This is a genomic window from Sphingomonas fuzhouensis (genome assembly GCF_034659795.1).
Taxonomy (GTDB): domain Bacteria; phylum Pseudomonadota; class Alphaproteobacteria; order Sphingomonadales; family Sphingomonadaceae; genus Sphingomonas; species Sphingomonas fuzhouensis.
Genome location: NZ_JAXSQY010000002.1, coordinates 721,830 through 735,566, shown reverse-complemented (window position 1 = coordinate 735,566; position 13,737 = coordinate 721,830). Strand labels below are relative to the sequence as shown.

Genomic DNA, 13,737 nt, shown 5'->3' with positions numbered 1-13,737 from the left:
CTCGATCCAGATCAGCCGTCGAAGCGCAGGATGACGGTGGCGAGCGGCGGCAGCGTGACCCAGGCCGCGCCGTCACTCGCATCGACGCCGCCCATATTGCCGAGGCCCGATCCCCAATATTGCGTGGCATCGGAGTTCAGCACCTCGGTCCAGCGGCCGTCATGCGGCAGGGGCAGGCGATAGGGCGCGCGGGCGACCGGCGTCATATTGGCCACGACCGCCACCGGCTTCTCGCCCGGCGCCTTGCGTAGCCAGGCGAAGATCGAATGGGCGCTGTCATCCGCGACCAGCCATTCGAACCCTTCGCGCTCGCAATCACGGGCATGCAGCGCGGGCGTCTCGCGGTAGAGGTGGTTCAGGTCGCGCACCAGCGAGCGGACCCCTTCGTGCGAATGGCTGCACCGCAAATGCCAGTCGAGCGGGCGGCTTTCCGACCATTCCTCGCGCTGGGCGAATTCCTGGCCCATGAAGAGCAGCTTCTTGCCCGGATAGGCCCACATGAAGGCGTAATAGGCGCGCAGGTTCGCGAATTTCTGCCAGTCGTCGCCCGCCATCTTGGTGAGGAGGCTGCCCTTGCCATGCACCACCTCGTCATGGCTGAGCGGCAGGACGAAATTCTCGTCGAACGCATAGTGGAGGCCGAACAGGATCTCGCCATGATGGTGCCGCCGATGCACCGGCTCGCGCGCCATGTACTGGAGCGTGTCGTGCATGAAGCCCATGTTCCACTTGAAGCCGAAGCCCAAGCCGCCGTCATGCGCGGGGGCCGAGACGCCGGGCCAGGCGGTGGATTCCTCGGCGACGGTGAAGACGCCGGGATGCTGGCCGTAAACCTGTCGGTTGACCTGGCGAAGGAACTCGACCGCCTCCCAATTCTCACGCCCGCCCTGTTCGTTGGGCACCCACTCGCCGTCCTTGCGGCTGTAATCGCGGTAGAGCATCGAGGCGACGGCATCCACGCGCAGCCCGTCGATATGGTAACGCTCGGGCCAGAACAGCGCGTTGTTGACCAGGAAGCTCGCCACCTCGCGCCGCCCGAAATTATAGATGGCGGTGTTCCAGTCGGGGTGGAAACCCTGGCGCGGGTCTTGATGCTCGTAGAGCGCGGTGCCGTCGAAATGCGCCAGCCCGTGCGCGTCGGTGGGGAAATGGGCGGGCACCCAGTCGAGGATCACGCCCACGCCTGCCCGGTGCGCGCCGTCGACGAAGCGGGAGAAGCCCTCGACATCGCCGAACCGCGCCGACGGCGCGTAAAGCCCGGTCGTCTGATAGCCCCAGCTGGGGTCATAGGGGTGTTCGGAGATGGGCAGGAATTCGATATGGGTGAAGCCCATCTCGACCACATAGGGGATCAGCCGGTCGGCCAGCGCATCCCAGCTCAAGTACCAGCCATTTTCGTCGCGGTCCCATGATCCGGCATGGACTTCATAGATGCTGATCGGCACGCGGCGCGGATCGACCGTGGCCCAATGCTCGCGGTGCGCCTTGTCCTGCCAGCGATGCGCAGGGGGCGCGGTGGTGATCGAGGCGGTCTTGGGGCGAAGTTCGGCGGCAAAGGCGAAGGGATCGGCCTTCATCGGCTGTTCCGCGCCATGCGGGCCGGTGATGGCGAACTTGTAGGCGCGGCCCTCGCCGATATCGGGGATGAAGATTTCCCAGACGCCGACATCCAGGCGGCGGCGCATGACATGGCGGCCGGGATTCCAGTCGTTGAAGTCGCCGACCACCGCGACCCGCTCGGCATTGGGGGCCCAGACCGCGAAATGGACGCCGGTCACGCCCTGATGCGCGATCAGGTGCGCACCCATCTTGTCATAGAGGCGGAAGTGATTGCCTTCGCCCATCAGGAAATCATCGAGCGGGCCTAGCACCGGGCCGAAGCTGTAGGGATCGGTGATCCACCACTCCGCACCGTGGCCCTTGGCGCAATATTTGACCGGCTGCGGCTCACCCGACACCGGACCTTCGAACAGGCCGCGCGTGTCGACCGGCTTCAGGTCGCCCAGCTTCGTGCCCGCCAGGTCGAAGGCGGTGACCGCCTCCGCCCCCGGCACGAGTGCGCGGAGGAACGTGCCGCCCGGCCCTTCATGAGGTCCCAGCAACGCGAAGGGATCGGCGTTGCGGCCCTCGATCAGGGCATCCAGAGCGGCACGGGGTGGCTTCACATCACGTTCCAGATTTCCTCGGCATATTGCCGGATGGTGCGATCGGAGGAGAACCAGCCGACTTTCGCGACATTGTGGATGGCCGAGGTCGCCCAGCCCGCCTGGTCCTGCCAGCGAGCATCGACCTGACGCTGCGCGGCGGCATAGGCGTCGAAATCGGCGGCGACCATGAACCAGTCGCCGTCATACAGCCCGCCCATCAGCCCGGCATAACGGCCGGGATCATCGGGCGAGAATACGCCCGAGGCGATGGCGGAGACGGCCTGGCGCAGCTCCGGGCTGCCCTCGATCACCGCGCGCGGGTTGTAGCCGTCGCGGCGCTTGGCCGCGACCTCGTCGGCGGTCAGGCCGAAGATAACGATATGCTCGTCGCCGACATGTTCCTTGATCTCGACATTGGCGCCGTCGAGCGTGCCGATGGTCAGCGCGCCGTTCAGCGCGAACTTCATGTTGCCGGTGCCCGATGCCTCCATCCCTGCGGTTGAAATCTGTTCGGACAGATCGGCGGCGGGAATGATCTTCTCGGCCAGGCTGACATTGTAATTGGGGATGAACCCGACCTTCAGCAGATGGCCGACGCTGGGGTCCGAATTGATCCGGCGGGCCACGTCATTGGCCAGTTTGATGACCAGTTTCGCGTTATGATAGCTCGACGCCGCCTTGCCCGCGAACAGCTTGACGCGCGGCGTCCAGTCGCGCTCGGGATGGCTGCGAATCTGGTCGTACAGCGCCACCGTCTCGATGATGTTGAGCAATTGGCGCTTATATTCGTGGATGCGTTTGATCTGGACGTCGAACAACGCATCGGGGTCTATGCGCAGCCCGCTCGATTCCCGGAGATAATTTGCCAGCCCCACCTTGTTGGAACGTTTGATCGCCAGAAAGCGTTCCCTGAAATTCGCGTCCTGCGCAAAATCCGTGAGCGCTATCAGCTTTTCCGCGTCATCCTGGAAACCCGGTCCGATCGCCTCGCGGATCAGCGCGGTCAGTTGCGGATTGCATTGCTGCAACCAGCGGCGCGGGGTGATGCCGTTGGTCTTGTTGTTGATCCGCGTCGGATAGAGGTGATGCAGGTCGGCAAAGACCGTCTGCTTCATCAATTCGGTGTGGAGCGCGGCGACACCGTTGACGCTGTGGCTGCCCGCAAAGGCCAGGTTCGCCATGCGCACCCGCCGCTCGCCGCCCTCGTCGATCAGGCTGATCGCGGCGATGGCGCGGTCATCCACCCCCGCCATTTCGCGCGCCTCGCGCAGCAGCTTGGCATTGATCGCATAGATCAGCTGCATGTGACGCGGCAGCAGCCGTTCGAACAGATGCAGCGGCCAGCTTTCCAGCGCCTCGGGCAGCAGCGTGTGGTTGGTATAGCCGAAGGTGCGGCGGGTGATGTCCCACGCTTCCTCGAAACCCAGGTCATGATGATCGACCAGCAGCCGCATCAGCTCGGCGACCGACACCGCCGGATGGGTGTCGTTCAGCTGGATCGCCGCCTTGTCGGGCAGGGTATGGATGTCATGGAAATACTGGATGTGCCGCCGGACGATGTCCTGGATCGAGGCGGAGGAGAAGAAATATTCCTGCCGCAGCCGCAGTTCTTGGCCCGCAGGCGAACTGTCCGACGGATAGAGGACGCGGACCAGCGTGTCGGCAGCGAGCGCCCCGGCGAGCGCGCCGGTATAGTCGCCCGCGTTGAACCGGTCGAGCCGGATGGGATCGATCGCCTGCGCCGTCCACAGCCGCAGCGTGTTGACCCGCTTGCCGCGCCAGCCGACGACCGGGGTGTCGACCGCGATCGCCTCGACCGCCTCGGCCGGCTTCCAGTGGACCGCGCCGGTTTCGGTGCCCACCACCTCGCCGCCGAAGCCGACGAAATAGGCGCTCTCGCGACGCTCGAACTCCCAGGGGTTGCCATGGCTCAGCCAGGTTTCGGGCAGTTCCACCTGCCAGCCGTCATCGATCCGCTGGCGGAACATGCCGTTCACATAGCGGATGCCATAGCCGTAAGCGGGCAGGTCGAGGCTGGCGAGGCTCTCCATGAAGCATGCCGCCAGTCGTCCCAGGCCGCCATTGCCCAGCGCGGCGTCGGGTTCCATCTCCTCCAGTTCGGCGAGGTCGACGCCCAGCGATTGCAGCGCGCCCGCCACCTGCGCCATCACGCCCAGATTGGACAGCGCATCGCGTAGCAGCCGCCCGATCAGGAACTCCAGGCTGAGATAATAGACCCGCTTGGCGCCCGCCGCATGGGCGGCGCGGGTCGAGGCCATCCAGCGTTCGATAATGTCGTTGCGGACGGTCAGGATCGTCGCGGCCAGCCAGTCATGCGGGCGGGCATTGGCGGCATCCTTGCCGATCCGGTGCACCAGCGTATCGACGATGGCGTCGGCCAGCGGCCCGGTATCGTCGACATGCAGGGTGGTGATCGTGGTCGTCATTGATTCGGGCGTCCCTATCGGTCCAGTCCCGGTCAGCTTAACCCCGCTTGGGCCGAAGTCACCCCGTCGCGATGCCCCAGAGCAGGGTCAGATTGAGACCGATGATCGCCGCTGCGATGACCCAGGCGACGATGCGCAGCCAGACCGGGCTGGCAAAGGGCCCCATCATCCCCCTGTTGGCCGTGAAGCGGACCAAAGGCACCACCGCGAAGGGGAGCTGGAGGCTGAGGATCACCTGGCTCAGCACCAGCAGCTTGGTCGCCCCCGCCTGGCCGGACGCGCCGACCACCAGCACCGCCGGGATGATGGCCAGGCCCCGCGTGATGAGCCGCCGCAGCCAGGGCGCGAGCCGAAGGTCGAGGAACCCCTCCATCACGATCTGTCCGGCCAGCGTGCCCGTCACGGTCGAATTCTGGCCCGAGGCGAGCAGCGCGATGCCGAACACCACGCTCGCCCCGCCGACGCCCAGCATCGGGGCAAGCAGCCGGTACGCCTGGTCGATCTCCGCCACGTCGGTTCGCCCTGCGACATGGAAGGTGGCGGCCGCCACGATCAGGATCGCGGCGTTGATGAAGAAGGCGAAGAACAGCGCCACCGTACTGTCGATCGTCGCCATTTTGATGGCATCGCGCTTGCCCTCAGTCGTCAGGCCATAGGCGCGGGTCTGCACCACCGAGGAATGAAGATAGAGATTGTGCGGCATCACCGTCGCGCCGAGGATGCCGATCGCGATGTAGAGCATCGCCGGATCGGTCACGATCCGTGTCGTCGGAAGGAAGCCCGCCATCACCGCGCCCGGATCGGGGCGCGAGGCGATCAGTTCGTACAGGAAGCAGCCGCCGATGATGAGCAGCAGCGCGATGATGAACGCCTCGATCTTCCTGAACCCGTAACGCTGGAGCGCCAGGATCAGGAAGACGTCGAACCCGGTGATGAGCACGCCCCACACCAAAGGCAGGTCGAACAGCAGTTGCAGCGCGATGGCGGTGCCCAACACTTCGGCCAGGTCGCAGGCGATGATGGCGATCTCGCACAGCAGCCACAATATGCGCGAAACCGGCTTGGAATACGCCGCCCGGCACGCCTGGGCGAGGTCCAGCCCGGCGGCGATGCCCAGCCGCGCCGACAGCGCCTGCAGGATCATCGCCATGATGTTGGAGAAGAGGATGACCGACAGCAGCGCATAGCCATAGGCCGATCCGCCCGCGATGTCGGTCGCCCAGTTGCCGGGGTCCATATAGCCGACCGCGACCAGATAGCCGGGCCCGGCAAAGGCGAACAGCCGCCGCAGGAAGGACGCACCCTCCGGAATGGCGATCGAACGATGGCTTTCGGCAAGCGAGCGGGTGGCGGGCGTGGCTACGGTCATCGACTTTCAGATGTGACGGAGTTTCCGAGAACCGACAACCCGCCAAAGCGTTGCGTGAGATCAAGGCATTCCTCCCCGGCACGGGGAGGGGGACCGCCGCGAAGCGGTGGTGGAGGGGTGTAACCGCCAGCGTGGACACCCCTCCGTCAGTCCTTCGGACTGCCCCCTCCCCTTACAAGGGAGGAGCTAAAGGGAACTGCCCACCACCGCGCAGGCCAGCGCCATCAGCAGTCCGGCAAAGCGGTTCGACCGGAACCGGTGCAGCGCGCCTACGCCGTCCTCCGGGTTCAGCGTCACCACCTGCCACGCCAGATGCAGCGCCACCGGCACCAGCGCCGCGACCGCCAGAATGTCGGGCCGCACCAGCCAGATCGCCCCCGCCCACAACAGCACCGCCGCCAGATAAAAGGCCCCGACGCCCGGCTTCACATAGGCGCCCATGCGCAGCGCCGAGGAGCGCACGCCGATCAGCGCATCATCCTCGCGGTCCTGAAGCGCATAGATGGTGTCATAACCGATCACCCAGGCGATCGACCCGGCATAGAGCAGCCAGAGCGGTGCGGAGAGTTCGCCCGCGACTTCGGCCCAGCCGACCAGGGCGGCCCAGCTGAACACCAGGCCCAGCCAGGCCTGCGGCCACCAGGTGATCCGCTTCATGAAGGGATAGGCGGCGACCGGCGCCAGGCTGGCCACTGCGACAATCACGGCGAGCGGGCGCAACTGGACGAGTACGACCAGCCCGATAAGGCACAATACGCCCAGCCAGATCGCCGCCAGCTTTACCGATACCAACCCGGAGGGGATCGGGCGTGCCCGCGTCCGCGCCACCTTGGCGTCCAGATCGCGGTCGACGATGTCGTTGAACACGCAGCCTGCGCCGCGCATCGCGATCGCACCGAGCAGGAACCACAGGATCAGCGGCCAGCGCTGCGGCAGCCCGCCCGCCAGCGCGATCGCCCAGACGCCCGGCCAGAACAGCAGCCACCAGCCGATCGGCCGGTCGAACCGCGCCAGCAGCGCCAGCCCCCGCAGCCGGGGCGGCAAGCGGCCCACCAGTCCCTTATGCTCGCTATCGGGTACGATCTCGATGGTCATCGGCTCTATCGTCATGACGGGGGCCTATGGGGGCGACCCGTGGCGCGCAAGCCCGTTCGCGGCTATCGTCGCCCGCGTGACCTCCCGCGCGTTCCCCATCTCATGATCGGCCTGTCGGTCGCGGTCGGCCGTTTCGTCGAGGCGCTGTTCTGGGCGATCCTGCGTGTCGCGGGGATGATCGGCGGCGTAGTGCTGCTCGTCGGCATCGCGCTTAGCGTGCTGTGGTGGGTGATCCGGCGACGGCGTTAGGCGGCCAGCATCGCCAGTTGCGAGCGGATCACCTCCAGATTGTGTTGCGCCAAATGGCTGCCACGCCCGGCGACGCTGCCTTCCAGGTCCGGGCGTTCGCCGATCGCCAGGCAGCGTTCCCACGCCCCCTCGGCCAGCGGCAGCCAATGGTCGACCGCGCGGCCCGGCTCGGCGATCGCAAGGTCCAGCAGCAGTTCGCCCAGCACGAAGAAATAATCGGGCGAGTCCTGCCAGTTGGGAAACTCGCCATCCGCCAGCGTCAGCGCGTCGTCCAGCCGCCCGACCTTGGCCAGGAATGGCACCGCATGGATCACCAGATCGTGCCGCCAATTCGCGGTCGGCGGCGTGGCGGCCAGCGCGCGGGCGTAAAAGGCGCAACCCGTATCGCGGTCGTCGCGCATCTGCGCGTCCTTGGCGATCTGATAGAGAAGATAGGCGTCATCGGGTCGTTCGGCGAGTTCCTCCAACAACAGCCGATGGTTGCGATCCTTCTTCCGGTCGATCTGCGCCGCACGATATCCGTCATGCCCGATGTCGAGCGCGATGCGGTAGCGGGGCAGGGGCGATGCGACCTGTTCATGCACACGCCCCTCATAGCGGACCCCGCGCGGGATCAGCCGTGTGATCCAGTTGCGCAGGGCGGTTTCCGCCCCCTCCGCCTCGTTATGGATGCAGGGACAGCCCAGCCGATCGGTATCCCCCGCGCACCAGTCGCGCAAATTTGCACCACCATCGATGATCCATTCATCGGCGTCGAGCATCAGGTTCCAGTTGGCATCGGCAAGCGTCAACACATGGTTGCGGGCGACCGCGAAACTGTCCGGCCAGGGCAGGTGATGGACCTCGGCGCCCAGCCCTTTGGCAATGGCGACGGTGTCATCGGTCGAACCGGTATCGAGCACCACCATCTTGTCCACGAACGGTGCGACGCTGGCCAGGCACCGCGCGATGCAGCGCGCCTCGTTACGGACGATCAGGGTCGCGGCGATGGATGCTGGCGGAGACATGAAGCCTATCGGATTATGAGGGCAGTGGGGGTCGGATGTTCGTGTCAGGCGGCCAGCGTCGCCAGTTGCGAGCGGACGATGTCCAGGCTCTGCTGCGCCAGATAGCTGCCGCGCCCCGCGACGCTGCCGTCCAGGTCGGGGCGTTCGCCGATCGCCAGGCAGCGTTCCCAGGCTCCTTGCGCCAGCGGCAGCCAATGGTCGATCGCCTGCGCCGGATCGGCCAGCGCCCGGTCGAACAATATGTCCCCCAGTACATAGAAATAGTCCGGCGAGTGCGGCCAATGCGGAAATTCGGCATCGGCGAGCGCCAGCGCCTCGTCGCGCCGCCCCATATGGGCCATCAACGTCATGGCGCTCGTCACCAGCGGGTGCCGCCAACCGGCATCGCGCGGCGCGGTCGCCAGAGCGCGTTCCAGATAGTCGCAGGCCGTCGTCAGATCGCGCCGCGCCTGCGCCTCCATGCCGAACTGGAACATCAGATAGGGATTGTCCGGCTGCGCGGCGAGTTCGCGCTGCAACAGCTCGTAATTGCGGTCGATCTTCTTCGCCTTCTGCGCCGCGAGATAGCCGTCATGGCCGACATGGATCGGGGTGCGGACGATCGGCAGAGGCGAGACAACATGCTCGTGGATACGCCCCTGATAATAGGCACCGCGCGGCAACAGGCGGGGAATCCAGCTGCGCGTCGGATCGGGGCTGCCGTCCACGGCGTTCTCGATGCAGACCGACCCCAGCCGGGGCGGCCCGGCGCACCAGCGACGCAGCTGCTCGCCGCCCGCGCTGATCCACTCGTCGGCGTCGAGCATCAGGTTCCAGTCGGCATCGGCGCAGGCCAGCACATGGTTGCGCGCCTCGGCGAAGTCGTCGGGCCAGGGCAGGTGATGCACCTCGGCGCCCGCCGCCTTGGCGATGGCGACGGTTCGGTCGGTCGACCCGGTGTCGAGCACCACGATCCGATCGACGAACGGCGCGACGCTTTCCAGACAGCGCGCGAGGCAGCGCGCCTCGTTACGGACGATCAGCGTCGCGGCGATACGGGGGGCAGGGGGCAACATCCTGGGCAGTCCTCGACGCTGGGGATTTGTGCCGTGATTACCCCCCGCCCCATGAAGATTTGCCTAATGCGGCGATAACCCTATTTCGCCAGCCGCCCATCCTCCAGCGCCGCCATCGCGAAGGGGAACAGGATATCCGGATCGGGCGCGGCGACGGCGTCCGCGATGTCGGCGGGGGCGATGCGGTGGAGGATATGACGGATGATCGCGATCCGTGCGTCCTTCTTGTCGTCGGCGCGCACGATATGCCAGGGCGCGAAGGGGGTGTGGGTGCGGGTCAGCATCGTGTCGCGCGCCGCCGAATAATCGGCCCATTTCGCCTGTGCGACCTTGTCCATGTCGGAAACCTTCAGCGCTTTCAGCGGATCGGTCCGCCGCGCCTCCAGCCGTTTCTCCTGCTCGCTCTTCGAGATGTCGAGCCAGATCTTGACCAGCCTGATCCCGCTTTCGACCAGCATCCGCTCGAAATCGGGCGCGTCGCGCAGGAACGCCTCCTGCTCGGTGGCGGTGGAAAAGCCCATGACGACCTCGACCCCGGCCCGGTTGTACCAGCTGCGGTTGAAGATCACGATCTCGCCGGCCGCGGGCAGATGCGCGACATAGCGTTGGAAATACCATTGGGTGCGTTCGCGGTCGGACGGCTTGGGCAGCGCCACGACGCGGGTGGCGCGGACCGAGAGATGCTCGGTGATCCGCTTGATCGTGCCGTCTTTCCCTGCGCCGTCGCGACCCTCCAGCACGATGACCACGCGCTCATCGGACCCCATCATCGCCATCTGGGTGCGGACCAGCGCGCGTTGCAGCGCCTCCAGCTCCTCCTGATAATGTTTCGCCATCGTCACCTCCTGCCCCGGAAAACGCGCAGGACGGCAAAAGTGGCATGGCGCGCGCGAGGCGTGTAAGCGTCCCCCATGCCCGCTACCCCCGCCTGGCCGCCGCAATCCACCCCCCGCCTGTTCGTCGACCAGATGCTGGCCGAAGGGCCGATCCGCATCGACGGCCCGGCGGCGCATTATCTGGTGTCGGTGATGCGCACCAAGGTCGGCGATCCGGTGAAGCTGTTCGACGACCGCACCGGCGAGTGGCTGGGCGTCGCGGCCTCGGTGGGCAAGCGCGACCTGACGCTGGACGTCACCCAGCTTCTGCGCGCGCGCGAGGCGGTGCCCGACCTCTGGCTCTGCGCTGCGCCGTTGAAGAAGGGCCGGGTCGACTGGCTGGCGGAAAAGGCCTGCGAACTGGGCGTCGCACGGCTGGTCCCGGTCGTCACCCGCCGCACCGTGGTCGACAAGCCCAATACCGAGCGGCTTCGCGCCCATATGATCGAGGCGGCCGAGCAATGCGGCCGCACCGCGCTGCCGCACGTCGCCGAGCCGGTGAAGCTGGCCGCGTTGCTCCGCGACTGGTCGCCCGAGCGTGCGCTGTTCTTCGCCGATGAAACGGGTGGCGCACCCGCGCTGGACGCGATGCGCGCGCATAAGGGCCCGGCGGCGATCCTGATCGGCCCCGAAGGCGGCTTCGATGCGGAAGAGCGCGAGGCGATCCGCGCGCACCCGGCGGCGATCGGCATCGGCCTCGGCCCCCGCATCCTGCGCGCCGATACGGCGGCGGCGGCGGCGGTGTCGCTGTGGATGGCGGCGGCGGGCGACTGGGGTTGATTCACCCTATGGCGTACAGCGCCGCGCCCGCGTAAGGCGCGGTTCATGAGCACCAAGACCGCGAGCACCGCCAAGGGCGCCATCATCGAGTCGCGCGACCAGTTGATCGCCAGCTTTGCGCGCGGTGAAAAACCCAGTGATCGCTGGCGGATAGGCACCGAACACGAGAAGTTCGTCTATGCGCTGAGCGACCATCACGCCCCCTCCTATGACGAGGCATCGGGCATCCGCGCGTTGCTGGGGCAGTTGGAGCAATATGGCTGGGAACCGGTGCTGGAGGGCGGCAACGTCATCGCGCTGACCGGCGCGGACGGCTCGATCAGCCTGGAGCCCGCCGGACAGTTCGAATTGTCGGGTGCGCCGCTCGACAATCTGCACCAGACCTGTGCCGAGACGGGGCGGCATTTGCAGCAGGTGAAGGCGGCGGGCGACACGCTGGGCGTCGGATTCCTGGGCCTGGGCATGTGGCCGGACAAGACCCGCGCCGAGCTGCCGATCATGCCCAAGGGGCGCTATGCGATCATGCTGCGCCACATGCCGCGCGTCGGTTCGCTCGGGCTCGACATGATGCTGCGGACCTCGACGATCCAGGTGAATCTGGACTACGCGTCGGAAGCCGACATGGTGAAGAAGTTCCGCGTCGGGTTGGCGCTGCAGCCGCTGGCGACCGCGTTGTTCGCCAACTCGCCCTTCACCGAAGGCAAGCCCAACGGCAAGCTGTCCTTCCGCAGCCATATCTGGTCGGACACCGACCCCGCGCGCACCGGCATGCTGCCCTTCGTGTTTGAGGACGGGTTCGGGTACGAACGCTATGCGGACTATGCGCTCGATGTGCCGATGTACTTCGTCTACCGCGAGGGCAAATATATCGACGCGGCTGGGCTGTCGTTCCGCGACTTCCTGAAGGGCGAATTGTCCGTCCTGCCGGGCGAACTGCCGACGATCGACGACTGGAACGACCATCTGTCGACCGCCTTCCCCGAAGTGCGGCTCAAGACCTTCCTGGAGATGCGCGGCGCCGATGGTGGTCCGTGGAGCCGTATCTGCGCATTGCCCGCGCTCTGGGTCGGGCTGCTCTATGACAATGGCGCGCTCGATGCGGCGTGGGATCTGGTCAAGGGCTGGTCGCTGACCGAGCGGCAGGCGTTGCGCGACTCGGTGCCCGAACTGGCGCTCGATGCGCCGCTGCCGGGTGGCGGGCGTCTGCGCGATATCGCGGGCGAGGTGCTCGACATCGCGCATGCAGGGCTGGCCGCGCGCGGGCGGCTGAACGGGGCGGGGGATAACGAGACCGGCTTCCTCGATCCGCTGCGCGAGATCGTCCGTTCGGGCAAGGTGCCCGCGCAGGTGCTGCTCGACCGCTATCATGGCGAATGGGGCGGCGACATTTCGCGGGTTTATGACGAGGCGAGCTTCTGACGGCTTAGGTTCGCCCCGTCACCCATTTGAAGAAGCGCGGTACTAGCCCGTACCGCGCCATCCAGTCATAATAATCCCGGTACGCCGGATCGGCGGACAGATGCCGCTCCTCGGTGCGGGCACGCCAGTAATAGATGCCGCTGACCACCCCCAGCAGCAAGGTGCTGCGGCCCGCATCCACCCAGGTCCCGGTCGACAGCACGGGGATCGTCGCGATCCACCAGAAGATGTTCTTCGATAAATAGGCCGGATGGCGCGACACCGCATAGGGCCCGTGGGTCAGGATGCCCCGATGGGTCAGGTTGGAAAAGCGGATGCCGAACGCGACGGTCGACCAGGCATAGATGGCGGTCAGTACCACCAGCATGGCCCCGATCGCGCTCAGGATGACCGGATGCCCGGCGAACCAATAGCTCCACTCGGTGGTCCCCGGCCGATAGTTGAGCGGGCCGCCATCGCCCATCAGGATCGTCGGCGGGTAACAGATCAGCGCCGCCGTCCAGGCCGCCGCATAAGGATTGGCCGATCGGATATGCGCATCCAGCGGCCGCAGGGTCAGCAGATAGCCGATCGTCGCAAAGGCGACGTCGATCAGGAACATCAGGGTAATCAGCCAGTTGGCCAGCGCCACCGGATCATGCAGCGCGGCGTTCAGGTCGGTCCGCACGAACATTCCGAACCCGCTCGGCACGACGCCCAGCATGAAGGGCAGGAAGAAGGCCTTCACCGCCCAGGATCGCAGATGCGCGTAGATGGCCTCCGGCTCGACCCCCGGCTGCCCGGTCAGCCACGCACCCAGCATCCACGCGCCGTCCTTGGGCTCGACCAGCCGCCGGTCGAGCCAGATCACATAGGGAATGGAGAGCAGGAACAGCACCGGCGCGATCCAGCCCAGGCACCACATCGCAAAGGCGAAAATCCCCTGCCAATAGAAGCGCCCCGTCGCAAAGATCAGCGCGATCCCGCCAAAGGTCGCCCATAACCCGGCCAGCTTGGTCAGGCTGATATCCAGCGTCTCGTGCGCGGGGCGGGGGTTGGCCCAGTCGATTCCAGTCGAGCCATGGCGATGGACCCGGTCGACCAGCACCGACCAGAGCAGCATCGGCACGCCCGCGCAGGCCAGATGCAGCAGCGCCGCATAGGGCCCGTCGAGATGCCGCCAGCGCGCGATAGCGATCCAGGCCAGCGATCCGACCAGCCCCGCCAGCCCGACGCCATGGCTGACGGCGGAGCGGGGACGCGGCGGGCGCACGGGCGGCGGGACGGAATCGGCCATGGAGCGGGGGCTTTAGCG

11 protein-coding genes are annotated in these 13,737 nt (G+C 66.5%); 3 read left to right on the top strand and 8 right to left on the bottom strand.

Annotated elements, in window-relative coordinates:
• Window positions 1-11: 11 nt before the first annotated feature.
• The 4 genes from glgB to ubiA form a co-directional block, all read right to left on the bottom strand.
• Window positions 12-2,165: a 1,4-alpha-glucan branching protein GlgB gene (gene glgB, locus U1H82_RS07800; protein WP_322964361.1), complete on the bottom strand. Its 2,154-nt coding sequence runs from the start codon at window positions 2,163-2,165 to the stop codon at window positions 12-14.
• Window positions 2,162-4,594 (bottom strand): glycogen/starch/alpha-glucan phosphorylase, encoded by a 2,433-nt coding sequence (locus tag U1H82_RS07795; RefSeq protein WP_322964360.1) that lies wholly within the window; start codon window positions 4,592-4,594, stop codon window positions 2,162-2,164. Before U1H82_RS07795 ends, glgB begins: the two co-directional genes overlap by 4 nt.
• A 58-nt stretch (window positions 4,595-4,652) precedes the next feature.
• Window positions 4,653-5,963: an Nramp family divalent metal transporter gene (locus U1H82_RS07790; protein ID WP_322964359.1), complete on the bottom strand. Its 1,311-nt coding sequence runs from the start codon at window positions 5,961-5,963 to the stop codon at window positions 4,653-4,655.
• Window positions 5,964-6,149: 186 nt separating this feature from the next.
• Window positions 6,150-7,058 (bottom strand): 4-hydroxybenzoate octaprenyltransferase, encoded by a 909-nt coding sequence (gene ubiA / locus U1H82_RS07785; protein WP_322964432.1) that lies wholly within the window; start codon window positions 7,056-7,058, stop codon window positions 6,150-6,152.
• Window positions 7,059-7,097: 39 nt separating this feature from the next.
• Here ubiA and U1H82_RS07780 point away from each other — a divergent pair, with 39 nt between their 5' ends.
• Entirely contained in the window at window positions 7,098-7,307 is a 210-nt protein-coding gene (locus tag U1H82_RS07780; RefSeq protein ID WP_322964358.1) for a hypothetical protein, read from the top strand.
• On the opposite strand, the gene U1H82_RS07775 is transcribed toward U1H82_RS07780, so the two are convergent.
• The 3 genes from U1H82_RS07775 to ppk2 all read right to left on the bottom strand — a co-directional run bounded on the left by U1H82_RS07775 (window position 7,304) and on the right by ppk2 (window position 10,205).
• Window positions 7,304-8,314, bottom strand: a complete 1,011-nt coding sequence (locus U1H82_RS07775) for a glycosyltransferase family 2 protein (RefSeq protein WP_322964356.1) — start codon at window positions 8,312-8,314, stop codon at window positions 7,304-7,306. The genes U1H82_RS07780 and U1H82_RS07775 overlap by 4 nt on opposite strands.
• Window positions 8,315-8,358: 44 nt before the next feature.
• The gene (locus U1H82_RS07770; protein ID WP_322964355.1) at window positions 8,359-9,369 is read right to left on the bottom strand and encodes a glycosyltransferase; all 1,011 of its coding nucleotides are present in this window, start codon (window positions 9,367-9,369) and stop codon (window positions 8,359-8,361) included.
• Window positions 9,370-9,449: 80 nt separating this feature from the next.
• Window positions 9,450-10,205, bottom strand: a complete 756-nt coding sequence (gene ppk2, locus U1H82_RS07765) for a polyphosphate kinase 2 (RefSeq protein ID WP_322964354.1) — start codon at window positions 10,203-10,205, stop codon at window positions 9,450-9,452.
• A gap of 75 nt (window positions 10,206-10,280) precedes the next feature.
• Here ppk2 and U1H82_RS07760 point away from each other — a divergent pair, with 75 nt between their 5' ends.
• Together U1H82_RS07760 and U1H82_RS07755 are read left to right on the top strand one after the other, a co-directional pair.
• A complete protein-coding gene (locus U1H82_RS07760; RefSeq protein WP_322964353.1) occupies window positions 10,281-11,024 on the top strand; it encodes a 16S rRNA (uracil(1498)-N(3))-methyltransferase in 744 nt (247 codons plus the stop codon).
• A 45-nt stretch (window positions 11,025-11,069) separates the two neighbouring features.
• Window positions 11,070-12,443, top strand: a complete 1,374-nt coding sequence (locus U1H82_RS07755) for a glutamate--cysteine ligase (RefSeq protein WP_322964352.1) — start codon at window positions 11,070-11,072, stop codon at window positions 12,441-12,443.
• Window positions 12,444-12,447: 4 nt separating this feature from the next.
• On the opposite strand, the gene U1H82_RS07750 is transcribed toward U1H82_RS07755, so the two are convergent.
• Window positions 12,448-13,719, bottom strand: a complete 1,272-nt coding sequence (locus tag U1H82_RS07750; RefSeq protein ID WP_322964351.1) for a methyltransferase family protein — start codon at window positions 13,717-13,719, stop codon at window positions 12,448-12,450.
• Between the last annotated feature and the right edge of the window lie 18 nt (window positions 13,720-13,737).